This is a genomic window from Rhodococcus sp. ACPA1 (genome assembly GCF_002300195.1).
GTDB lineage: Bacteria > Actinomycetota > Actinomycetes > Mycobacteriales > Mycobacteriaceae > Rhodococcus_F > Rhodococcus_F opacus.
In genome coordinates, this window is record NZ_NSDX01000008.1 from 120,614 (window position 1) to 143,254 (window position 22,641).

The 22,641-nt window shown below is 65.4% G+C and carries 24 protein-coding genes; 18 read left to right on the top strand and 6 right to left on the bottom strand.

The features are described from left to right. Window positions 1-23: 23 nt before the first annotated feature. Window positions 24-1,145 (bottom strand): XdhC family protein, encoded by a 1,122-nt coding sequence (locus tag CJ177_RS33500; protein ID WP_095869620.1) that lies wholly within the window; start codon window positions 1,143-1,145, stop codon window positions 24-26. Window positions 1,146-1,259: 114 nt separating this feature from the next. Here CJ177_RS33500 and CJ177_RS33505 point away from each other — a divergent pair, with 114 nt between their 5' ends. Further along, entirely contained in the window at window positions 1,260-1,916 is a 657-nt protein-coding gene (locus tag CJ177_RS33505; RefSeq protein ID WP_095869977.1) for a TetR/AcrR family transcriptional regulator, read from the top strand. A 40-nt stretch (window positions 1,917-1,956) separates the two neighbouring features. On the opposite strand, the gene CJ177_RS33510 is transcribed toward CJ177_RS33505, so the two are convergent. The 3 genes from CJ177_RS33510 to CJ177_RS33520 form a co-directional block, all read right to left on the bottom strand. Next, window positions 1,957-3,435: an NAD-dependent succinate-semialdehyde dehydrogenase gene (locus tag CJ177_RS33510; RefSeq protein ID WP_095869978.1), complete on the bottom strand. Its 1,479-nt coding sequence runs from the start codon at window positions 3,433-3,435 to the stop codon at window positions 1,957-1,959. Between the two features lie 8 nt (window positions 3,436-3,443). Beyond that, window positions 3,444-4,559, bottom strand: coding sequence for an alcohol dehydrogenase catalytic domain-containing protein (locus CJ177_RS33515; RefSeq protein WP_095869621.1), 1,116 nt, complete (start codon window positions 4,557-4,559; stop codon window positions 3,444-3,446). Window positions 4,560-4,640: 81 nt separating this feature from the next. Further along, on the bottom strand, window positions 4,641-6,221 hold the full coding sequence (locus CJ177_RS33520) for a class I adenylate-forming enzyme family protein (RefSeq protein WP_095869622.1): 1,581 nt from the start codon (window positions 6,219-6,221) through the stop codon (window positions 4,641-4,643). A 303-nt stretch (window positions 6,222-6,524) separates the two neighbouring features. Between CJ177_RS33520 and CJ177_RS33525 the strand changes: the two genes are divergently transcribed. Next, complete coding sequence (locus tag CJ177_RS33525) at window positions 6,525-6,896, top strand: DUF485 domain-containing protein (protein WP_061700421.1); 372 nt, start codon at window positions 6,525-6,527, stop codon at window positions 6,894-6,896. Beyond that, window positions 6,893-8,440: a cation acetate symporter gene (locus tag CJ177_RS33530; RefSeq protein WP_095869623.1), complete on the top strand. Its 1,548-nt coding sequence runs from the start codon at window positions 6,893-6,895 to the stop codon at window positions 8,438-8,440. The genes CJ177_RS33525 and CJ177_RS33530 overlap by 4 nt, the downstream gene beginning before the upstream one ends. Before the next feature lie 66 nt (window positions 8,441-8,506). Here CJ177_RS33530 and CJ177_RS33535 read toward each other — a convergent pair whose 3' ends face one another. Next, window positions 8,507-8,965, bottom strand: a complete 459-nt coding sequence (locus CJ177_RS33535; protein ID WP_179443344.1) for a thioesterase family protein — start codon at window positions 8,963-8,965, stop codon at window positions 8,507-8,509. Window positions 8,966-9,174: 209 nt separating this feature from the next. Here CJ177_RS33535 and CJ177_RS33540 point away from each other — a divergent pair, with 209 nt between their 5' ends. The 10 genes from CJ177_RS33540 to CJ177_RS33585 are packed head-to-tail and all read left to right on the top strand — an operon-like array spanning window position 9,175 to window position 17,801. Further along, entirely contained in the window at window positions 9,175-9,969 is a 795-nt protein-coding gene (locus CJ177_RS33540; RefSeq protein ID WP_095869624.1) for an SRPBCC family protein, read from the top strand. Next, window positions 9,966-10,772 carry an MBL fold metallo-hydrolase gene (locus tag CJ177_RS33545; protein WP_095869625.1) on the top strand — a complete coding sequence of 269 codons (807 nt, stop codon included), beginning with the start codon at window positions 9,966-9,968 and terminating at the stop codon, window positions 10,770-10,772. The genes CJ177_RS33540 and CJ177_RS33545 overlap by 4 nt, the downstream gene beginning before the upstream one ends. A 3-nt stretch (window positions 10,773-10,775) precedes the next feature. Continuing rightward, window positions 10,776-11,543, top strand: a complete 768-nt coding sequence (locus tag CJ177_RS33550; RefSeq protein WP_061045244.1) for an SDR family NAD(P)-dependent oxidoreductase — start codon at window positions 10,776-10,778, stop codon at window positions 11,541-11,543. Next, window positions 11,540-13,885 (top strand): xanthine dehydrogenase family protein molybdopterin-binding subunit, encoded by a 2,346-nt coding sequence (locus CJ177_RS33555; protein WP_095869626.1) that lies wholly within the window; start codon window positions 11,540-11,542, stop codon window positions 13,883-13,885. The genes CJ177_RS33550 and CJ177_RS33555 overlap by 4 nt, the downstream gene beginning before the upstream one ends. Next, complete coding sequence (locus tag CJ177_RS33560; protein WP_095869980.1) at window positions 13,882-14,610, top strand: enoyl-CoA hydratase; 729 nt, start codon at window positions 13,882-13,884, stop codon at window positions 14,608-14,610. The genes CJ177_RS33555 and CJ177_RS33560 overlap by 4 nt, the downstream gene beginning before the upstream one ends. 10 nt (window positions 14,611-14,620) lie before the next feature. Then, window positions 14,621-15,460, top strand: coding sequence for a xanthine dehydrogenase family protein subunit M (locus CJ177_RS33565; RefSeq protein ID WP_095869627.1), 840 nt, complete (start codon window positions 14,621-14,623; stop codon window positions 15,458-15,460). After that, entirely contained in the window at window positions 15,460-16,044 is a 585-nt protein-coding gene (locus CJ177_RS33570) for a (2Fe-2S)-binding protein (protein ID WP_095869628.1), read from the top strand. Before CJ177_RS33565 ends, CJ177_RS33570 begins: the two co-directional genes overlap by 1 nt. Before the next feature lie 14 nt (window positions 16,045-16,058). Continuing rightward, the gene (locus CJ177_RS33575; protein WP_095869629.1) at window positions 16,059-16,502 is read left to right on the top strand and encodes a molybdenum cofactor biosynthesis protein MoaE; all 444 of its coding nucleotides are present in this window, start codon (window positions 16,059-16,061) and stop codon (window positions 16,500-16,502) included. Then, window positions 16,499-17,554: a GTP 3',8-cyclase MoaA gene (gene moaA, locus CJ177_RS33580; protein ID WP_095869630.1), complete on the top strand. Its 1,056-nt coding sequence runs from the start codon at window positions 16,499-16,501 to the stop codon at window positions 17,552-17,554. The genes CJ177_RS33575 and moaA overlap by 4 nt, the downstream gene beginning before the upstream one ends. Beyond that, window positions 17,547-17,801 (top strand): MoaD/ThiS family protein, encoded by a 255-nt coding sequence (locus tag CJ177_RS33585; RefSeq protein ID WP_095869631.1) that lies wholly within the window; start codon window positions 17,547-17,549, stop codon window positions 17,799-17,801. Before moaA ends, CJ177_RS33585 begins: the two co-directional genes overlap by 8 nt. 98 nt (window positions 17,802-17,899) lie before the next feature. Here CJ177_RS33585 and CJ177_RS48630 read toward each other — a convergent pair whose 3' ends face one another. Continuing rightward, complete coding sequence (locus tag CJ177_RS48630; RefSeq protein ID WP_095869632.1) at window positions 17,900-18,082, bottom strand: hypothetical protein; 183 nt, start codon at window positions 18,080-18,082, stop codon at window positions 17,900-17,902. A gap of 85 nt (window positions 18,083-18,167) precedes the next feature. Between CJ177_RS48630 and CJ177_RS48635 the strand changes: the two genes are divergently transcribed. The 5 genes from CJ177_RS48635 to CJ177_RS33615 all read left to right on the top strand — a co-directional run bounded on the left by CJ177_RS48635 (window position 18,168) and on the right by CJ177_RS33615 (window position 22,612). Next, window positions 18,168-18,329, top strand: coding sequence for a recombinase family protein (locus tag CJ177_RS48635; protein ID WP_257014799.1), 162 nt, complete (start codon window positions 18,168-18,170; stop codon window positions 18,327-18,329). 144 nt (window positions 18,330-18,473) lie between these two features. Further along, entirely contained in the window at window positions 18,474-19,235 is a 762-nt protein-coding gene (locus CJ177_RS48640) for a hypothetical protein (RefSeq protein ID WP_257014800.1), read from the top strand. Window positions 19,236-19,699: 464 nt separating this feature from the next. Continuing rightward, the gene (locus tag CJ177_RS33605; protein ID WP_143548742.1) at window positions 19,700-20,005 is read left to right on the top strand and encodes a hypothetical protein; all 306 of its coding nucleotides are present in this window, start codon (window positions 19,700-19,702) and stop codon (window positions 20,003-20,005) included. Then, window positions 19,983-21,815, top strand: coding sequence for a hypothetical protein (locus CJ177_RS33610; protein WP_373560070.1), 1,833 nt, complete (start codon window positions 19,983-19,985; stop codon window positions 21,813-21,815). The genes CJ177_RS33605 and CJ177_RS33610 overlap by 23 nt, the downstream gene beginning before the upstream one ends. Continuing rightward, the gene (locus tag CJ177_RS33615; RefSeq protein WP_095869636.1) at window positions 21,815-22,612 is read left to right on the top strand and encodes a hypothetical protein; all 798 of its coding nucleotides are present in this window, start codon (window positions 21,815-21,817) and stop codon (window positions 22,610-22,612) included. Before CJ177_RS33610 ends, CJ177_RS33615 begins: the two co-directional genes overlap by 1 nt. The last annotated feature ends 29 nt before the right edge of the window (window positions 22,613-22,641 follow it).

Here is a 22,641-nt window from a genome sequence, read left to right on the forward strand (position 1 = left end):
CGGGGACAAGGGTTGTTGAGCTCTCACACGTGGCGCGCGGCTGATGGCATCGCTTCGCGGATGCGAGCATGGATTGGTGACTGACTCTCACGGAGCGGATTGCCCGTCCGGCCTTCGCGAGTGGCGATAATCTCCGCGGCAATGGAAATCGCGGTTTCCGCGGGCGTTCGGCCCCCGATGTCGAGTCCAATCGGCGCGTGCAAGCGGCCGAGTTCGGTGTCACCGAGGCCGAGCCGTCGCAGGTCCCGTTCGCGGTTCAGGCAGGTCCGGCGCGATCCCATCGCGCCCACATACCCCACCTCGAGTCGCAGCGCCCGCTCGAGTAGCGGCAGGTCGAACTTCTCGTCGTGCGTGAGGACGCACAGCGCCGACCTCCTATCAAGCTGCTGGGACTGCAGATATCGGTGGGGCCAGTCGATGACTATCTCGTCCGCCTCCGGGAACCGTGCGCGGGTGGCAAACACCGGCCGAGCGTCACAGAGTGTCACGAAGTAACCCATGAGCTTTCCCACTTGAATCACCGCGCGGGCGAAGTCGATCGCTCCGAACACGATCATGCGTGGAGGCGGTGCGAAGCTGCTCACGAAGAGGCGAACGGCCGACTGGCAGTGGTCCCCGGCGCTACATTCGGCGATACCGGTGGATCCGGCGTCCAGCATCCCGGCCATCCGGATCTCGATGGCACGGTCGAGGTCGGTGTCGCCGGTGGATCCGTGGAGCACGTCACCTAAGAGCAGGTGCGTCGCGTTTGTGCTGTCGAGTGTGGTGGCGAGTGCGACGGGTGCCTGTGTGGCCACGGATTGTTGCACTTTGTCGAGCATTTGTGCGAGCGCGGGTGTCTGCGGGCTGATGAGGACCTCGATGGTGCCGCCGCATGTCAGTCCGACGGCGAAGGCGTCGTCGTCGGACACGCCGAACCGCTGGTAGGACGGCTGACCGGTCGAGATGACGTCGTGGGCGATGTCGACGACGGCTGCTTCGATGCATCCGCCCGAAATGCTGCCGACCACAGCGCCGTGTTCGGAGACGGCCATCGCGGTGCCCGGGCCGAGTGGTGCGCTGCCGAATGTCTGGACCACGGTGGCGACCGCGTAGGTGATGTTCTCGTGGTTCCAGCTCACGAGTTGGTCGAGGATTTCACGCATGTGGCACCTTCTTTCGGTGGCCTGCTGAGGTAGGCTAATTAACATTCGTTACAATGAACGTTTGTCCTGATGCGGCGGCACACGTCCGGTTCGGCGGCTGAGAAGGTGGGGATCATGACTGACTACATCGACAAGCGTTCGGCGTCCGTTCCGTCCGTCACGCGGGCGGACGTGTTCGATGCGGCATTGACGCTGTTCGCTGAACGTGGATATCACGGCACGTCGCTCAAGCAGGTGGCGGAGCGGCTCAGCATTCGGACGCCGAGTCTGTACAACCACATGGAGTCGAAGAGTTCGCTGTTGAGTGAGATCGTCCTGGGCACCCTTGACCGCGTCGTCGCGGATTTCGACCGGGTGATCGTCGAGGTCGACGATCCGGTCGAGCGGCTGCGGGTCGCCACCGAGGTGTATGCGTTGCATCATGCCACCCATCCCCGGGAAGCGTTGGTGGTCAATCAGGATTCCGCGAGTCTCGATGAGCCGGAGCGCACCTCGGCGCAGCAGATTCGCCGGGACCATGAGCGTGCGTTCCGGCAGATCATCGTCGACGGCGAGGAGGCGGGTGTCTTCGTCGTCGAGACGCCGAAGCTGGCGTCGTTCGCGATTCGGGAGATGTGTGTCAGTATCGCCCGCTGGTTTCACGAGGGTGGTGAGCTGACGGCGGAGGACGTGGCCCGGCAGTACAGCGAGTACGCCTTGAGCATGGTGGGCGCCAAACGGGCGTCGGGTAGTCGCCGAGGCCGGGCACGGAAGCCGGCCGCCGCGCGCTGACGGCTCGGTCGCGGCGACCGGCTTCGGGTGTCGCGCCTGGTCAGGCATAGGGGTCTGCGAGTCCGACGTACCGGATGTCGAGGTACTCGTCGATTCCTTCGAAGCCGCCTTCGCGGCCGAGACCCGATTGCTTGACTCCGCCGAAGGGTGCGGCGGGGTTGGACACGACGCCGACGTTGATTCCCAGCATCCCGGTCTCGAGTTCCTCGCTCATGCGGAGGGTGCGCGCGGTATCGCGGGTGTAGACGTAGGCGACGAGTCCGTATTCGGTGTTGTTGGCGATGTCGACGGCGTGCTCTTCGTCCTGGAAGGTCGTGATCGGGGCCACGGGTCCGAAGATTTCTTCGCGGAGGATGCGCGCATCGGTTGTGACGCCGGTCAGCACCGTCGGGGAGTAGAAGTAGCCGTCGCCCGGCACGGGCTGACCGCCGGTGACGATCGCGGCGCCGTGTGCGACGGCGTCCTGGACCAGGTCGTGAACCTTGGTCCGGGACTCTTCGTCGATCAGTGGGCCGAGTTGGGAGTCCGCCTCGATACCGGGTCCGACGATGAGGCGTGACATCTTGTCGGCGAGCTTGGTCGCGAACTCCTCCGCGACGGTTTCGTGCACGATGAACCGATTCGCCGCGGTGCAGGCTTCCCCCATGTTGCGCAGCTTGGCGACCATGGCGCCGTCGACAGCTGCGTCGATGTCAGCATCGGCGAACACGAGGAAGGGCGCGTTGCCGCCGAGTTCCATGGAGGTCCGCAGCACCTGCTCCGCCGAGTCCGCGAGCAGCCGCCGGCCGACTTCGGTCGATCCGGTGAACGAGAGCTTTCGCAGCCGGGGGTCGGCGATGAGCGGTCCGGTGACCGCTCCGGCGCGCGAGGTAGGAATGACGTTCAGCACGCCGGCCGGCAGCCCGACCTCTTCGAGGACCTGCGCGAACAGCAGGGTGGTCAGGGGCGTGAGCGTGGCGGGCTTGACGACCATCGTGCAGCCGGCGGCGATCGCGGGGGCGATCTTGCGGGTCGCCATGGCCAGCGGGAAGTTCCACGGGGTGATGAACAGGCAGGGGCCCACTGGCTGTTTGTGGACCAGCAGCCGGGTCTTCCCGTCGGGTGCCGCTGCGTATCGGCCTGACACGCGGGCGGCCTCTTCGGAGAACCACCGGAGGAACTCGGCGCCGTAGGTCACTTCGCCGCGCGCCTCGGCGAGCGGTTTGCCCAATTCCAGGGTCATCAGCATCGCGAAGTCGTCGGATCGGGCGATCACGGCGTCGAACGCCGCCCGCAGAAGTTCGGCACGCTCGCGGGGAGCTGTTCGTGCCCAGGCCTTCTGAGCGGTGGCCGCGGCGTCGAGGGCGGCGGCTCCGTCGGCGACGGTGGCGTCGGCGACGACGGCGAGTTCTCGACCAGTCGCCGGATCGTGCACGGGGAAGGTGTTCCCCGTGTCGGACGGGCGCCACTGCCCGCAGATGTACAGTCCGGTCGGGACCGCTTCGAGTAGCGCCTGCTGGGGTGTCTGAGTGCTCGTCAAGTGCTTCCTCACTTCTCGTCGTCGAAAATGATGACTTGCCGGATGGCGTTGCCGTCGGCGAGTTGGTCCATGGCGGCGTTGATATCCGACAGTGCGATCCGGGACGAGATCAGCTTCTCGACCGGGAGTTTCCCGTCGCGCCACAGCTGCGCGTACACCGGGATATCGCGGGCCGGTACCGCGGAGCCGAGGTAGCTGCCGATGACGGTCCGCGCGCCGGCCACTAGAGCGAGCGGCGAGATCGAGGACCGGGCGTCCGGGGCCGGAAGCCCCACGGTGACGGTGGTGCCGCCGGGAGCGGTGGCCGCGACGGCGGTCTCGAAGGCGCGCGGGTGCCCCGCAGCCTCGATGACGATCGGGGCCTGAATGTTCCGTTCCGCGACTTCTTGGGGGGTGTAGGTAGAGGAGGCGCCCAACTTCGTTGCCTGGGTGAGCTTGTCAAGATTCGAGTCGACTCCGATCACCTCACCTTGACCGAGGGACAGCGCGGTGATCAGCGCTGCCATACCGACGCCGCCGAGCCCGACGACCATGACGGCTTGCCCCGGCGCCGGGCGGCCTGCGTTGATCACCGCGCCGCCCCCGGTCAGCACGGCACATCCGAGTACGGCGGCGATCTCGGGTGGAACGTCGTCCCCGACGGGTACGACCGAATGCTGGTCGACGACGGCGTGCGTGGCGAAACCGGAGACGCCGAGGTGGTGTTTGACGTCGGTGCCGTCGCGGTGGAGGCGGATGTCGCCACCGAGGAGGGTGCCGGCAGTGTTCGCCGCGCTGCCGGGACTGCAGGGCAGTTTGCCGTCGGTTCGGCATTCGGCGCAGTCGTTGCAGCGAGGCAGGAACGCCATGACTACACGCTGACCGACCGCCAGATCCGACACACCGTCGCCGAGCTGTTCGATCCGGCCGGCCGCCTCGTGACCGAGCAGCATCGGGATCGGTCGCGACCGGTTGCCGTCGACGACCGACAGGTCGGAATGGCAGATTCCCGCCGCCTCGATACGGATGAGGACCTCACCGGGTCCCGGCGGGTCGAGTTCGAGCTCGCCGATCGAAATAGGTGTCGATTCCGCGTACGGCCGGGGACGGCCGCTCGACTCGAGAACGGCTCCGCGAATCTTCATAGTGATACTTCCCTTCTTCGGCGTCTGACAGCACAGGCTGCGACCGCACCCCGGGGAACCGGGTGCGCGGGGGACGGCGAACTACGTGGTGACGGCTGACTCCGGTCGGCGCAGCCGGTGGCGTTGAATCTTCCCCGAGCCGGTACGTGGAATCTCAGGCACCACAATGAACTCCGCCGGCACTTTGAAGTAGGACAACGCCGCAGCGCAGCGGCTTCGCAGATCGTCCTCATCGATGCCGCTCTCGTCTGCGGCGACCACGAACGCGATGGGAACCTCTCCGAGCGCGTCGTGTGGCGCTGCGACGACGGCCGCGTCGGTCACGCCCTCGCATGCGACGAGGACGTCCTCGATCTCTGCGGGATAGATGTTCTCACCGCCGCGGATGATCAGCTCCTTGATGCGCCCGCTGATGCGGATGAACCCGTTCTCGTCCCGGTGCGCCAGATCCCCGGTGTGATACCACCCATGGGACAGTACCTCCGCGGTCGCCTCCGGCAGGTTGTGGTAGCCCCGCATCACGTTGGGGCCCTGGACCCATAGCTCACCCTCGTCGCCGGGAGCAGCGTCCGTTCCGGTCGCGGGGTCGATCAGGCGAACGGTCAGCCCGGGCAGCGGCAGACCGCACGAGCCGGGAACGCGACCGGCTGTGGGCGAGTTCATCGTCACCATCGTGGAGGTTTCGGTGATGCCGTATCCATCCAGTAACGGCACGTCGGCGAATTCTTCGAACGCTTCGTTGAGCGCTGTTGCCATCAGGGCGCCGGCGGACACGCACAGGCGCAGCGAGGGGGCATCGAGGCGGGTGTCGGTCGCCGAGTCCATCAGGTACCGGAACATCGTCGGCACCCCGGGCAGGAACGTGACGCCGTCCTCGGCCAGAGCGTGCAGTACCTGGGTGGGGGAGAACTTCGGCAGGAGGTGCTCGGTGGCCCCGGTCGCGGCGACGCCCAGTACACACAGCACCAGGGCATAGGAGTGGAACAGGGGAAGTGCGGAGAGCACCACGTCGGAACTGCTCAGGCCGGCGATCGGCACCCAGCACGCGCCCACCACCCACAGGCAGCTGCGCTGGGTAAGGTGCACCCCTTTCGGCCGGCCGGTGGTGCCCGAGGTGTAAAGCATCCAGCACCAGGCATCGAGATCAGTGGAATCGGGTGCGCTGCCCGAGGGGGTCGCCGCGATCAGGTCGTCATAGAAGACCACCTTCACCCTGCCCGAATATCCGACATCGGTGGGTGCTCCGGTGACCACGACGAACTTCACGTGTGCGAGGTCCGTTCCGCCGTCGTCGATCAGAGCGAGGACGGTCGGCAGATGAGCCATGTCGGTGAGAACGGCGGCGGCGCCGGAGTCGGCGAGGATGTGGACGAATTCGTGTCTCGTCCCGCCCGGATTGGCGCAGACGGTGACGATATCGGCCCGGGGGGCGACCAGGTATCCCTCCGCCACTTCGACGCAGTTGTCCAGATACATCAGAAGCCGGCCGCCGGAGTTCAGGCCGAGGTCGCGGAGGTGACCGGCAAGGCGCGCAGTCCGAGACTCGAGCTCCGCGTACGTCACCGCTTTGTTCGGGTCGCGGAAAGCGACCTGATCCGGCCGTTCGGCGGCGTGCTTGCCCAGTAGTTGGGGGATGGGCACGATCACGTCGGTGTGCAGCACAATACCTCCATGAGAAGACTAATGATGGTTAGTTAGTGTAGCCGTCCGGGTGTTGGCCGGGAAGGGGTCGGGGAGGGTCTCGGTCGCACGAGCGGCCGGGCCTCTCTTCGGGACTTCCTGTTGCAACGCTGCCGCGGGCGGGCCGAATTGTCGCCAGCCTCCTGCCGGACCCCGGCGGTGTCGAGCCGCAGTCCCACCGCGTTCAGCTCGTCTTGACGTGAGCGCGATCACAACTACATACTAACGCATATTAGTTAGCTCATGTGACGACGCCACCTCGGCGGTCAGTTCGAGAGGAAAATCATGGAAGTAGATCACTTCACGGTCGGGCGTACCCTCAACGCGCCCATCGACCCGGACATCCAAAAGGTCGCATCCTCAACCTATTTCGCGGAACTGATCGAACGCCGGTCCCGATTCGTCCGCCTGGCCCTCGCCGGCGCGAGCCTGTGGTTCGGCGCGTTCCTCATGCTGACTGCCTACGCCCACGACTTCATGGGACATCTCGTCGCGCCCGGCGTTACCGTCGCTTATCTGCTCGGTCTGTCGCAGTTCGCGCTGGTCTGGATTGTCACCGCGGCGTACCTCCGTGCCTCGACACGCGTGTTCGTTCCCCTCGAAAAGCAAGCACTGGAAACGATCTCGGATCACTCGATGCCGGGAGGCTCCGCATGAACCTCACACGATTGATCTTCTTCGCCGCAGTGCTCGCCATCACTGTCATCGTGACGTTCTGGGCTGCTCGTCGTACGAGCACCCAGTCGGACTTCTACGCCGCCGGCCGCAGCGTCACCGGGGTCCAGAACGGATTCGCGATCTCCGGGGACCTGATGTCGGCGGCCACCTTCCTGGGCTTCACCGGACTGATTTTCCTCACCGGGTTCGACGGGTGGGTGCTGGCCACGGCCGCGATCTTCGCCTTCTTGCTGATTCTGCTGCTCTTCGCGGAGAAGATGCGCAACGCCGGCCAGTACACCATCGCCGACGTGCTCTCGTTCCGCTTCAGCAAACGTCCCGTGCGGGCCGCTACCTCGCTGGCCACGCTGGTGGTGGTCGTCTTCTACCTCATCGCGCAACTCGTCGGTGCCGGCGTGCTGATCCGGGCTCTCACCGGGATGAACTTCACCCCCGCGGTGATCATAACGGGCATCGCGATGCTGTTCTATGTCGTCTTCGGAGGGATGCTCGCCACCACTTGGGTCCAGATCATCAAGGCCGCGCTGCTGCTGATCGTCGGCGGCGCCATGTGCATCGGTGTCCTGTGGAAGTTCAACTTCAACCCCCTGAGCATGTTCGAGGCAGCGGCCGACAACCATCCCAACGGCGATGCTTACCTTGCCCCGGGCGGATCGAGCGCGAACCCGCTCAACACCCTGTCCTCGGCGGTGGCCTACGCCATCGGCACGGCCGCTCTACCGCACATCCTGATCCGGTTCTTCACCGTTCCCGATGCACGCGCCGCGCGACGTTCGGTGGGATGGGCCGTCGGGATCATCGGTGTCTTCTTCGTGATGACCTCGATCATCGGGTACGGCGCTCGCGCAATTCTGCCCGCCGGATCGGAAAAGGCCACTGCGGGAGGGAATCTGACCGCGCCGCTGCTCGCGCAGTACCTCGGTGGCGGCGAGGGCAGCTTCGGCGGTGACGTCTTCATCGCCTTGGTCAGTGCCGTTGCGTTCGCCACCATTCTCGCGGTGGTGGCGGGGTTGGTGTTGTCGGCATCGGGTGCGCTGTCTCATGACCTGTGGTTCAACGTCGTCAAGCGTCGGACTGCGACCGAACGCGAGGGTGCAGTGGTCGCCAGAATCGCCGCCGCCGGGGTCGGAGTAGTGGCGATTGCGTTGACTCTGCTGCTCGGGTCGGGAATCAATGTCGCGTTGCTCGTCGGTTTGGCGTTGTCGATCGCGGCGAGCGCGAACTTCCCGGCGCTTGCGCTGAGTCTGGGTTGGAAACGTTTCAACACTCTCGGCGCGGTGACCGGTATCGGGGCAGGCCTGGTCACCTCCGTCGTCCTGATCATCCTCGGCCCTCAGGTGTGGCCGGGGGGCGCGGAGAATGCCCCCTTCCCGCTGACCTTCCCGGTGCTGGTGTCGATTCCTGTCGGATTCCTTGGCTGCTGGATCGGGACCATGATCGGCAAGCCCGACCCCCGGCAGGGCAGTGCCTTCACCGAACTGCGGGTGCGCTCTCAGGTCGGGCTCGGCGCGGAAGAATCCTAGGTCAAGGTTTCGTGGCTGCGGCGATTGCCGTAGCCACGAAACCTTCCCGACCTGGGATCGCCGCGGTTATCCGGTGGCCGATTCGAACAGTCGCCGCAACTCGTCCGGGATCGGCACCGGGCGCCGGGTGTCACGGTCGACATAGACGTGCACCCACCGGCCCCGCGCGGCGACCGCCGCCGTCTCGGGCAGCCCGGCCGGAAAGAGTCCGAGGTCATAGGTGACGCTGGTGCGGCCCAGCCTGGCGACACGGATTCCCACCTCCAGGGCTTGCGGGAACTGCACCTGCTCGAAGTATCGGCATCCGGACTCGGCGACGACGCCCACGGATGGGGCGGCGACCGGGTCGAGTCCGGAGTGCTCGATGATCCAGCCGTTGATCGCTGCATCGAAGAGCTGGTAGTACACGGCATTGTTCAGGTGGCCGTACATGTCGTTGTCGGACCACCGTGTGGTGGCCGTGCGGCGCACCGTGAAGTCTGCCACGGTAGGACTTTCGCGTACCTCGACCGCTTCAGCGCTCATCTTCATTTCTCCTGTCATTTCGGTCCGCACGAGTTGCGGACGAGGGTGGGGGATGGATCAAAGTGTTTGCAACAAAGAATGATTGAACAGCAATCGTGCCTTTCTGGTTCGGTCGACGCAACGCCGGACGTGGGGTTCCGGTCAGGATTGACACGGTTCGACACGCTCCGTACTCTCAATACTAACGATTATTAGTTAGGATGGTTCTTGTGGAACTCACCAACACCTTCTCCGTGGACCTTCCCGTGGCCAAGACCTGGGATGCCCTCCTCGATCTCGGACGGGTGATCCCCTGCCTGCCCGGTGCTGCGGTCCTGAGTCTCGATGGCGACGAGTTCGAAGGCGCCGTCAAAATCAAGGTCGGCCCGGTCTCGGCCCAGTACAAGGGCGCCGGCCGTTTCGTCGAGAAGGACCCCGCCAACTACCGGGCCGTCATCGCGGCCGAGGGAAAGGATGTGGGTGGCCAAGGCGGCGCCAAGGCCACCATCACGGCCACCCTTTCGGAACAGGGCTCGGGCACCACCGTTCACGTGCTTACCGATCTTGCGCTCTCCGGGCGTGCGGCCGGTTTCGGGCGCGGTGTCATCGCCGACGTATCGAACAAGATTCTCGGGCAGTTCGCGAAGAACCTCGAGGCCGAAATTGTGGGTGGCGCAGCGAACGGCTCCACCGGCGCATCGCAGCGTCCCAAGACCATCGACGAGGTCGAACCGCTCGATGTCATGGGCAGCATGAGCGGCACCGTGATGAAGTACGCGTTGCCCGGCGCCGGTGTGCTGGCAGCGGTGATCGCGCTGATCGTGCTCCTCACCCGAAAGGGGCGTGGACCCGCACCGGCCGCCTTCTCACCGGCCGCGTTCGGTAGCGGTTACCCGTCGGCGGGTATCGGCCTGCCGTTGGCGATCAATCTCGTCTTTCCCACCGGCGCGCGTCCGGAGCGGCCGTTCGTCGATGCCGACCGGGTCTTCGCTCCCTACGCCGCCACCACCGAGGAGATCCGATGAAGATAGGTTCGCTGCTTCTGGAGTCCCTCGTCGACGGCGCCGGCCACGAGGACCCCCGTGAGGTCCTGTTCCGGCCGGAGATCCCAGGAGACCCCTGGGACGATCACACGGAACTGCTCACCGAGGACGGAAACCTCGAACTCTCCGTCGGCGGTTATCTGATCCGCACCGGTGATCGCAACATTCTCGTCGACGCCGGTGTCGGGACGATCGACAACGGCAAGTACCGCGGCGGACAATTCCTCGAAAGCCTGAAGTCCCACGGGCTGGATCCGGCCGACATCACCGATGTGGTCTTCACGCACCTGCACTTCGACCACGTCGGATGGGCCACCAAGAAGGGCGCCGTCGTCTTCGAGAACGCCACGTACCGCGTACACAAACTCGACTGGGAGCACTTCGTCGAAAGCCCCGGCGCCGAACCGGGCGCAGTGCGCAAGCTCAAGCCGCTCGAAAGCCGGCTCGAACTCTTCGCCGGTGACCAGACCCTCGCTCCCGGACTGGATGCCCGGCACACCCCCGGCCACACCCCGGGATCGACCACCTTCATCGTCTCAAGCGAGGGGCAGCGTGCCGCGCTGATCGGCGACCTCGCCCACACCCCAGTCGAACTCATCGAATCGCACTGGCATTTCGCCTTCGACTTCGACTCCGTCGCGGCCGCCACCGTCCGCGCCGATTTCGTCCGAGAATTCACCGACACCGACACCGACATCCTCGCCGCCCATTTCCCCGGCATGCAAGCCGGACGACTGACCACCACAGACGGTGCGACGCGCTGGGTCTACACCAAGGAGAACTGACATATGAACCTCGATCTGGCAGACAAGACCGTCCTCGTCACCGGAGCAGGCAAGGGCCTCGGCCGCGCGATCGGTATGGCCTATGCGGCCGAGGGTGCCAATGTGGCCTTCCATTACAACTCCTCGGCCCACGGCGCCGAGGAAGCCGCGAAGGAAGCCGCCGCTCTCGGCGTCCGTGCCATCGCCGTGGGCGCCGACCTCGCGGACGGGGCCGCGGTGAAAGCGGCGGTCGACGCCGTCAAGTCCGAACTCGGACCGATCGACATCCTGATCAACAACTCCGCCGTCACCCAGAGCAAGCCGTTCCTGGAAACCACAGAGGAAGACTGGGCTCCCCAAGTCGAGATCACCGTAACCGGCACGCTGCGCGTCACCCAGGCCGTGGCCCAGCAGATGGTCGACTGCAACGTCGAGGGCTCGATTGTCAACCTGATGGGCGACTCCGGCCGCGTGGGCGAATCCCGACTCCTCGTCACCGCAACCACCAGGGCGACCACGGTCGGGCTGACGAAGTCCCTGGCAAAGGAACTCGCACGCCACAAGATCCGCGCGAACGCCGTTTCGATCGCACTCGTGCAGACCGGCAGCCTCGACGCCCACACCGGCAACGCCGACGACGCCAAGATCAAGCGCATCCTCTCGGCATATCCGCTGCGCCGCTTCGGCACTCCCGACGACGTCACTCCGACGATCTTGCTGCTGTCCTCGCCGAAATCGTCCTGGACCACCGGCCAGATCGTGTCCGTCAATGGTGGGTATTCGATGCCATGACACACGATCACGCTGCAGAACCTGTCACCGGTGCAGTCGGCCGGTCAGTCCGCCGCAAGGAAGACGCCCGGCTGATCACCGGCCACGGCCGATACGTCTCCGACCTCGACCTGCCGCGGATGCGGCACGTGGCCTTCCTCCGAAGCCCCTACGGTCACGCCACCATCACCCACGTCGACGTCACCGCGGCGCAGGCCGTGCCGGGCGTGTACGGCGCGTTCGCCGGCGGAATGTCCGCATTTCGGTCGATCGCGCTGCGCGCGCAGTCCGCGCTCCCGTCCTACGTCGAGACCGCGCAACCGATCCTCGCCTGGCAGAAGGCCCGATTCGCCGGTGAGGCGGTGGCAGCGGTCGTCGCGGAAAGCCGCTACGTCGCGGAGGATGCGATCGAACGGATCGACATCGACTACGACCAGCTTCCCGCCACGGTGGTGGCCTGGAAACCGCCCGTGGTGCCGGTCCATGTTGAGGCACCTGACAATGTCCTGCTCGAGCGGAAGTTCGATGCCGGGGACGTCGAGGCCGCGTTCGCGCGGTCGCATGTCGTCGTCGAACGCGAACTCACCACGAACCGGCATGCCGGAAACCCGATGGAATGCCGTGCGGGAGTGGCCTTGTGGGATCCGGTCGACGACAAGCTCACCTTCTGGTCGGGAACACAGATTCCGCATCTGGTGCGGAACATGCTCGCCGAACTGCTCGGCCTGGCCGAGTCCAATGTGCGTGTCATCGCCCCCGACGTCGGCGGCGGGTTCGGCACCAAGGCCGTGCTCTACCCGGAGGATCTCGCACTGTGCGTGATGGCCCGCGAAATGCGGGGATACCCGCTCAAGTGGGTAGAGGACCGGGCTGAGCATCTGCAGGCTGCCGCTCACGCCCGCGACCACCGGTATCTCGTCAAAGCTGGTTTCGCGGAGGACGGAACGCTGCTTGCCCTCGACGCGGACGTCACCTGCAACGTCGGCGCCTACTCGGTGTATCCCTGGACCGCGGGTATCGAACCGCTGATGGCCGGTGGTCTGCTGCCCGGACCGTACCGGCTCGACAACTACCGCTGTGTGACCCGCGGTGTCACCACCAACACCTCCTACGCGGGGCCGTACCGGGGTGTGGCCCGGCCCGCGACGGTGTTCGCGATGGAATCTTTGCTGACCGCAGCCGCCGACGAATTGGGCATGACCGACCTCGAGATCAGACGGAAGAACCTCGTCACCCCGGAGGAGATCCCGTACCGCATGCCGAGTCGGCTCGTCGACGACTCCGGCTGGTACGGGGCATGTTTAGACAAGTGCGTCAACGCGATCGGCTACGAGGATTTCCTTGCCGAACAACAACGCCGGCGTGAGACGGGCGAGAATCCGATCGGCATCGGATTCGCCTGCTATAACGAACTCACCGGCCTCGGTCGTGCCGCGGCGGCCGGCCCGCGGATGCCGTTTCGCACCGGCCACGACGCGTGCACCGTGCGCGTCGATCCCGACGGCAAGGTGACCGTGCTCAGCGGTGTCACCACTCAGGGACAGGGGTCGGAGACCACGATCGCGCAGATCGTCGCCGACGCGGTAGGCGTTCCCTACGACGATGTCAACGTGCGGATCGGCGACACCAACGAATCACTGTGGGGTTTCGGCGCCTTCTCCTCACGTCAGGCGGTCATCGGTGGCGGTGCCGCGCACCGAACGGGGGAGGCAGTCAAAGTCAAGGTGCTCAAACTCGCCGCCGCCCTCCATGAAGTCGACGAGGCGGACCTCGACTGCAGGGACGGCGAAATCTGGGGCCCGGACGACACTAAACCCTTGGCCACGCTCGCGGAGCTGGCACGGATCGCCTACCTGGAGTCGAACAAGCTCCCCGAAGGAATCGAACCCGGCCTGCAGGCCACCCGATTCTTCGATCCGATCCGCGGTGCGTTCGCGGCGGGCGCCCAGGCGGCCACCATCGAGATCGACCGCAAGACCGGCGATCTGACAATCCTCAAATGGGTCTGCACCGAGGATGCCGGCCGGGTGATCAACCCGATGGTCGTGGAAGGGCAGATCGTCGGGTCCATCGCGCAGGGCATCGGCGGCGCCCTGTACGAACACCTCGTCTACGACGACGCGGGCAACCTGTCGACCGGCACGCTGATGGACTACCTGATGCCGACCAGTCATGAGGTGCCGGAGATGATCATCGAGCACATCTCCGTTCCGGCGGACAATCCTCTCGGGGTACGCGGTGTCGGCGAGGGCGGCACGCTCGGGCCCAATGCAGTGCTCGCCGGTGCGGTGCATAACGCGCTCGGGATCGAGATTCATCATCTCCCGATCACACCGGCCACCCTGTGGGAGGCGCTGCGATGATCACCCTCACCGAGCACGGCGACGTTGCGGAGATCACCCTCGATCGTCACGATAAGCGCAACGCCCTCGACATCGCTCATCTGCACGATCTCACCGCCGCGGTCGACGGATGTGTCACGGCGGGGCGGCGGGTACTGGTCATCACCGGCGCCGGCAGCGCATTCAGTGCAGGCGCGGACTTCGGCGGCGTCTACGGCGACGGCTTCCGCACCGCCCTCTACACCGCACTGCACGCGATCACCGCAGCACCGATCCCGGTAGTCGCCGCCGTCAACGGGCCCGCGATCGGCGCTGGCACACAACTGGCCATCGCGTGCGATCTGCGCATTGCTGCACCCGGCGCGAAGTTCGCGATCCCGACGGCCCGCAACGGCCTGGCCGTCGACCCGTGGACGATCCGCCGGCTCGCGACACTGGCCGGGGGAGCGACCGCCCGCGCGGTGTTGCTCGCCTGCGACACCCTCGACGCACCCGCTGCCCTCGCCCGTGGTCTCGCGGACCGCATCGGCACGCTCGACGAGGCCCGGGCACTCGCGCACGAGATCGCCACGTATGCCCCGCTCTCGCTGATGTATTCCAAGCATGCGGTGCAGGCGCTGACCGAACCCGACAGCTGGGACGAGCGGCTCGACGCCGAGTTCGATCAGTGCTGGGCGAGCGCGGACTTCGCCGAGAGCCAGCGCGCCCGTGCCGAGAACCGTCTGCCGAAATTCGTGGGAAAGTGAGGATGCACTTATGAAGGCTGCACCATTCGACTACAGCCGTCCCTCCAGCATTGCCGAGGCAGTCAAGACCCTGGAATTCGCGGACGGCGACGGCAAGGTCCTGGCCGGGGGTCAGAGTCTCGTGCCAGTGCTGGCGATGCGCCTCGGGCGTCCGACGATCCTGGTCGATATCAACCGAGTGCCCGGACTCGACACGATCGAGAAGATCGACGACACCACCGTGCGAGTAGGTGCCCTGGTTCGGCACTCGATGCTGATTGAGCAGACCCATCTGCCCTTGCTGTCGGAGGCGGCGAAGTGGATCGGGCACAGCGCCATCCGCACCCGGGGCACCACCGGAGGCAGCATCGCCCACGCCGATCCCTCCGCGGAACTCCCGGTCGTGGCGAGCGCGTTGGGCGCACTCGTCCACATTCACGGACCCGGCGGTAAACGCACACTCTCGGTGGACGACCTCTTCGTCGGTCCCCTCGAGACGTCCTTGGACGAGAGCGAGATCGTCACCGCCGTCGACTTCCCGGTCCCGGAGCGGTCCGGATTCGCCGAATTCGCCCGCCGGCACGGCGACTTCGGTCTTGTCACTGTCGTCGTAGCCGAAGTCGGAGGGGCTGTGCGGATCGCCATCGGCGGTGTCGGCGCCGTACCCATCCGCCCCCACGCCGCCGAAGAAATCCTCGCGGACGGGCCCACAACCGACGAGAAGATCGCCGAAGCCGCACGCCTCGCTGCGACCGCAATCACGGCAGCGTCAGATCTTCACGCATCAGCCGACTACCGAGTCGCAATGACCGAGGAGTTCACACTCCGCGCACTGAACCAAGCGATAGGAAACAAGGCAGGAGTGAACTGATGCGAATCGAACTCACCGTCAACGGAGAACGCGCCGCCATCGACATCGAGCCCCGCAAGACCCTCGCAGATGCACTGCGCGAAGATCTCGGGCTGACCGGCACCCACCTCGGATGCGAGCACGGCGTCTGCGGAGCCTGCACCATCCTGGTCGACGGCGGGCCCGTGCGAGCATGCCTGATGTTCGCCGTCCAAGCCGATGGATCGTCCATCACGACGGTCGAAGGGATGGCCGCCGACGACGGTACCCTGCACCCCTTGCAGCGGGCCTTCTGCGACCGACACGGGTTGCAGTGCGGGTTCTGCACCCCCGGAATGCTCATGTCAGCACTCGACCTCCTACACCGGGAAGTCGAGCCCACCCGGGAGCGGATCCGCGAAGAAATGTCGGGCAACATCTGCCGATGCACCGGATACATCGGAATCGTCGACGCTGTCGAGGAGGCTGCGGCGGAAATCAACCGCATCGGCACCGAGCCCGCACACGAATGTCCTGTCCACGAGCACGAAAACTCCTCAACAGAGCGGACATCCGGAACACAGGCGGAAGTCGCCTCCGGCCCAGAGCCCTCCTTCCCAGGATGACGAGGAGAAACGGCATGACAGAAGTACTCGCCCGCATCACCACGGAACCGATCGATCCCGTCGCGGTCAACGCCGCGGTCGCCGGCCCGGCGAACGGCGCCACGGTCCTGTTCACCGGCGTCGTGCGAAACACGGACAACGGCCAGCTAGTTACCGGCCTCGAGTACCGATTTCACCCCGACGCCGCACGATTTCTACGCGACTGCTGCGAAGGTGTCGCACAGCAGTTCGGTCTCTCCGTCGCCGCGGTACACCGTATCGGCACGCTCCGGGTGGGTGATCTTGCACTAGTGACAGCCGTCGCAGCCCCGCACCGAGCCGACGCCTTCACCGTCTCCACACTGCTAGTCGATCGGATCAAGGTCTGTGTTCCGATCTGGAAACACCAATCCTTCGCCGATGGCACCATCGAGTGGGTCGGGGCACCGGCTTCCAACCTCGAAGCGCCGGCCAAGTGACATCGGTCGGCCTGGGTTTCCCAACGATTCGCAGTCGTGGTGTTCAACCAGGGCGCCCACCACATCCGGACCTGATCGACGAATACGGCCGAGTCGCACGCGACCTGAGGGTTTCGATAACCGAGAAATGCACGTTGCGATGCACTTATTGCATGCCCCAAGAGGGGTTACCCCCGATCGAGTCGCATGCTTTGCTGACTGCATCGGAGATCGTTCGACTCGTCGACATCGCGGTCCGCCACCTCGGGATACGAGAAGTGCGATTCACCGGCGGTGAACCACTCGTACGCCGCGATCTCGAGAAGATCATCGCGGGTTGCCGCAAACTGCATCCGAAACTGCCACTGGCGATGACAACGAACGCGATCGGACTCGACAGACGCGCAGAAGGCCTCGCCAACGCCGGACTCGATCGAGTGAACATTTCGCTGGACACAATCGACCGCGATGTGTTCATCAAACTCACCCGACGGGACCGCCTGCCATCCGTCCTCGCCGTCATCCGCGCGGCCCGACTCCACGGGTTCACACCTGTCAAAGTCAACGCGGTACTCAACGCCGATACCCTCGCCACAGCAGAGGACCTGCTGCAGTGGTGCCTGAACGAGAACGTGCATTTGCGTTTCATCGAGCAGATGCCGCTCGACGCGGACCGCACCTGGAACCGTGCCGACGCGGTCACCGCAGACGACCTCCTCGGTGTCCTCCGGCGACGCTTCCGGTTGGCCCCTCATGGCCGGATCGATTCTTCGGCCCCTGCTGAGGAATGGGCTGTCGACGGTGGCCCTGCTCGGGTCGGCATCATCGCCTCGGTCACCCGCGCTTTCTGCGGGGATTGTGATAGGACTAGACTCACCGCGGAAGGCATGATCCGACCGTGTCTGTTCAGCGACACCGAGACCGATCTCCGGTCCGCCCTGCGTGCCGGCGTCAGCGACAAAGAACTTGCACAGTCATGGCGTGATGCGATGTGGCGCAAGCCGTTCGGACATGAAATCGGAAACGCCGGATTCACACCACCCGTGAGAAGCATGGGAGCGATCGGTGGCTGATAATCAAGTACTCATCCGTTATTTCGCCGCCGCTGCGGACATCATCGGGCGAGACGAAGAAACGATCATTTTCACTGGTGCACCATCACTCGGCGATCTGCACGAGCAACTTCTGCAGGAGTACGGCCAAAGAATCGCCCAACTACTGTCGGTATCGGCCTTTCTCGTCGGGGGAGAACTCACCCGCGATCCGACCCACCCGATTTCAGGGAACGTGGATGTACTGCCACCGTTCGCCGGCGGATAGTTCACATCTCGCGATAACTAAGCGAACGAGCCCATTTCTCCAGTCCTTCCCACGGGTCGAGAATTGCTGTTTTCCAACACCTGTCCTGACCCCCAAAATCACTGGATTAAGAGCGTCGACAATCCGTGTCGAGAAACTATGTCGAAAAACCAGATCGAGGTATTTGCCGACACATGCTGATCGGCGACGCGCGGGTCTCCGGCGCAGGCCAGAACCTCGACCACCAGGTCGATGCACTGCGGCGCGCTGGTGTGACCGCCGAGAATATCCATACTGACCATGACGGCGGCACGAAAGGCTCATGGCCCCAACTCGATCTGGTGCTGCAGCCGCTCCGCGGGGACGACCTCCTGGTGATCACTCGTAATGGACCGGCTCGGACGGTCGATGCTGCACCTGATCACGATCGGTGCCGACCTGCGCGACCGCGGCACCGGTCTGAAGGTCCTCGAGCAGGGCATCGACATCGCCACCGCCGAGGGAGGCGCCATTCGGTATGCCGTCGGCCCTGGCCGAGTACCAGCGTGAGCTGATCGTGGCCAACACGCGCGACGGACTCGCCGCCCCCCGCGCCCCGCGGCCGAAGTGTGTCCGGCCCTCGAAGCTCAGTTCTGATCAGATCGAACTCGCTCAACGCCTGTACGACGCAGGGGATCCGCCCAGATTGCCGATATGCTGAAAGTGCCGCGCACCACGGTCTATGGGCATCTGAACAAACGCGTGGACATCGCGCTGGTCACGCAGGAGATCCTGATCGCCGATCCACCCACCTGCATCTGTGCCCACGTCTCGAACGTGCCTGACCTGCGGGCACGAGCCCACCACTCGCGTGCTTATGCCCTGTCGTGCTCGTGGCACCCGCCGCGCGCCGACGACAGCGCGAGGCAGGATGAGGCTATGTGTGGCGGAGTTCTCTATGGCAACTGTTGCGGTGAGCCCATCGCCTGGGCACGTGTCGGCGAACTCGTCATCGGGCAGGAGTGGACCGCGCACGGCCACGTAGCGATTACTGGGCGTCGGAGCCCCGCGGAAGCGGTACGCAAATACGGCCCAGTCACAGAGGTGGTGCTTGGCCGGGGCGGCGGCTTCAAGTCGGTCACGTACGGTGCCACGAAGTTCTTGTCCCGGTTCGTGGACCCACGGGGCACCGGGTTGTATGACGACGCTGTGGTCGTTGCTGACGGGCCGGCCAGGGAAGGCTACGAGTGTCCGGTCTGCGGGGCTGGGCCCGGTGCGCAATGCGTGAACACGAAGGGGCAGCCCCGTGCGACGCACGGGAAACGGTCTGAGCGGCGCAGCCGCTGGGAGATTGAGCGGGCGCAGGAATCGGACCGGATCGCACGTGAAGAAGCAGAAGCCGCCGAACAGTGGAAACGCGATATGGCTACCCCACCCGTCGTCGGCGCAGTAATCGAGATCAAGCGGTGGAAGTGAGCCGCGGCCCCGGCGTGGGAGTGGGTTCCTGATGTCCCCGACGCGACTATTCAGCGAACCTATGCCAACCACACGGTGGGAGGTACCGCCGAGAGCGGCGAGCATATTTTCCTGGCGCGTAACGAGTTCACCGGTGATTGGCACGAAATCTGCGGCCAGCCGACATCGATGCGTTTGCCCTGCAAGAACGGCGGCAACGGAGTGCAATTCCGGGTCCGGCACAAGGCGGGACAACACCTACGCGAGGACACGCCGTGGGATTGACGCGTCGTTCGACGTCGAGCGTGGTCAGGCGATAGGCAACGCGCAATCCGACCGATGCCCAGGGTTTAGAGGCCAGCATGCAAACTTACGTGCAAACCCGCGAGTAATACCGCGTGCGTTCTTGCGCGTATCGACTAGTATGAACTGCGGCGGGCCGGGTACACGCACGGCGGCCAAGCGGAGCGGGCAAAGGAGTGCGTATGGCGCAGGTCGGAAAACGTGGAGGCAGCTCTTCGCGGCCGCACAACGATGCCCGCGTGCCGGGACGCGGTCCCGTCGTGACGGCTTCCACCGAGGCGTTGACGTCGAAGCTAGAACCCCGCAAGGGTCCGGTGAAGGTGCAGCTGAATACGTGGGTGTTGGCCTCGACTGAGGCCCGGTTGAAGTGGCTTGTGGCAAACCGAAAGTTCACGGTCACCAGCGTCGTGGACGTTGCCCTGCAGGAGTTGCTCGACCGCTACGACGTACCGTCGGCAGATCCCGATGGCCAGATCAGAGAGCAATAAGGTGAGCGGTGGACCCGAGCAGTTTGCCCTGTTCGAATTGTCCTCGTCGACTGCACCTCTCGCTCCGCAATCGCCTGAGCATCCCGGCGACGACAAAAGCGATGACCCGGGAGAACCTCTCGCTGAATCGGCGACTGTGGCATCGGCCGGGCCGGACGAGCCGGAGCCTGACGAGCCCACCGCTGACGACACGACAACACCACCCGCACCGGTGTGGGAGTCGCTGCCGGTCGGTGCCGAGGCGGACGAGCATGCGTTGATCGTGACCGCCGCGGGAACGTACACACCGTCCGGGCGGGAGTTGACCGGTCCGGTCGATTCGGTAGAGAAGCTCGACAAACTGGTTCGCTGGGCTTCCTTGAAGCCGTTGGGTGCGCCGCCGCAGGTGTGGATCGTCGGCCAGGGCGCGTGCGAGGCGTTGGGGTGGGTGATCGACCCGGGCAACGAAGAGGACTTCGACGACATGGAGGCGCTGCGCACCCGCGCCGCGTCCGAATTGACCGCGGTCCTGCAGGCCGCCCTCACCCCGATGCTCAGCGCTGGGTGGGAGTTGCGCGGCGATCCGGGACATGTGGTGCACCTGTCCCGCAGCATCGGCAAGTTCACCTCCATGGTCGATGTGGTGATCGAACCGTACGTGTGGACGTACTGGAACAAGGACTTCGGCTGGAACAACCGGGTCGGTGAGATGGGCATTCTCGGCTCACCGACGGCCGGAACGTATCTCCCCGACGACGACCTGCCGGCCGCGCGTGAACTCGGCCGACGGTTGGCGTGGTCCGCGAAACACCTCGGCGTACTGCCCGGGCCGACACCGGCCCGAACCGGCGCCGCGATCCTCGACAAGATCAAGCGCGAACGCACCCGATCGGGGAAGGGCATTGTGGTGGCGACCGCCGGCCCGGTACCACCACTCGATGGTGCTCCCCGCAAGGAGCTCGAACCCGCGGTCGGCTGGGTCCGAGTGCCCGACGCGGAGGATCTCGACGGGGTAAGCCGGTTGGTGTCCATCGACCAACGGGCCGCCTACCTGGCGTCGGCCGGGATGCTCGAATTCGGCTACGGGCAACCCACACATCTGACCGGTGGGGCGGCGGCCGCGGCGGCGGTGGGGGACAAGGGTGCCCCGTTCGGGCTGTGGCGGATCACCCTGCCCGCGGGGCAGACACTGTCGCTGCCCGAGAAGCTGCCGCCCCCGCACCCGCACATGCGGGCGGACCAGCCGGTGCAGACGTGGGTCACCTCGGTCAGCCTCGACGGGTTGTGCTCACCGGTCGCGGATGGGGGGATCGGCGCCGACCTCGACGACCTCGACATCACCGAGGCCTGGGTCTACCCGCAGCAGGGCCGCGTACTGGACAAGTGGGCGAAGATCCTCCGCGAGGCCCGCAAGAGCGCTGTGGACACCGAGGACGCCGCAATGAAGAGCTTCATCGGCTCCTGCTACAAGGGCTACATCGGGCGGATGGTCAACCCGGACATGTGGACTGCCAAGCAGATGCAACACCACCACCAACCGCTGTGGCGGGCGGCGATCATCGCGCACTGCCGGTGGCGCGGCCGGCGGGTGGCGATGCGGATCGCCCGCGAGCACGGCCACTGGCCGGTCCGCACCATCACCGACTCCTGGGTGTACCTGCTGCCTGGCGGTGAGGACATCGCCGACCCGAGCGACGCTTTGGGGAAGATGTCGGTGGAGAAGGACGCACTGCTCACCGACACGCTTGTGTCTGACCTGGCGTCGGCGGAGGACGTGCACGATGTGAAACTGGCGATCAAGGCGGCATTCGCCGAGGAAGACGAGGACTGATGGCCCTGCATCTTCCCAAGCCCCGCACCACGAAGCCGCCGCAGCAGGCGGTCGGTCTCGATGGCCTCAAGGTTTCCGTCGCCAGCGCCGCGACCAGCGGTGTGGAGAAGTCGAAGCAGGTCAAAAGCGGGGGACTCGCGGGTTTAACCAGCAAGGTCTCGGTGAAACAGTTGCGTAAGGAACTCGGCAACGAGGGCCTGCGGCAGGCCGCAATCGATGCCGGCCGCACACCGCCGTCCGCCCGCACGTTGCGCCGGTGGGCGCAACAAGGCCGCATCCCCCACCCGGATGTCCTCGAGCGTGCGCAACGCCGTGCCGCGATCGAACGCCTCGGCGGCATCGACGCTGTGGCCACCAAGATCGGCCGATCCCGCTCCGCGGTCTCCCGATACCGGTCCGGTGAAACGAACGAGCTGCGCGCCGACGCCAGCAAGAAACTCAAGAACGTCAAAGCCGAGGACATCATGAAACGCGCCGGCGTACTGCGGCCCGACGGAACACCCAAAAAGGCGGTCATCCGCGTCAAGGGCGGCGTCATGGTCCGCAACGGCGCCGACGAGGGCTACGACTACCGCATCCGCACCCTGGACTTCGCGAACTCCGACACCCCGTTCACCAGTGAAGAGTCCCGCGAACTCGCCGCCGCACTGGCAGGCGACGATCACGCCCGCGTCGTCGCGTTGCTCGAGCGGCACGCCACCCTCGACTACCCCGAAAACAAAGGCTTCGACACCTACAGCGACCAGTTCGGATTCCACTTCGACCACATCGACTCCGTCCACATCGACTGGATCTGATCTCAGCCGGACCGAACCACGGGCGGACA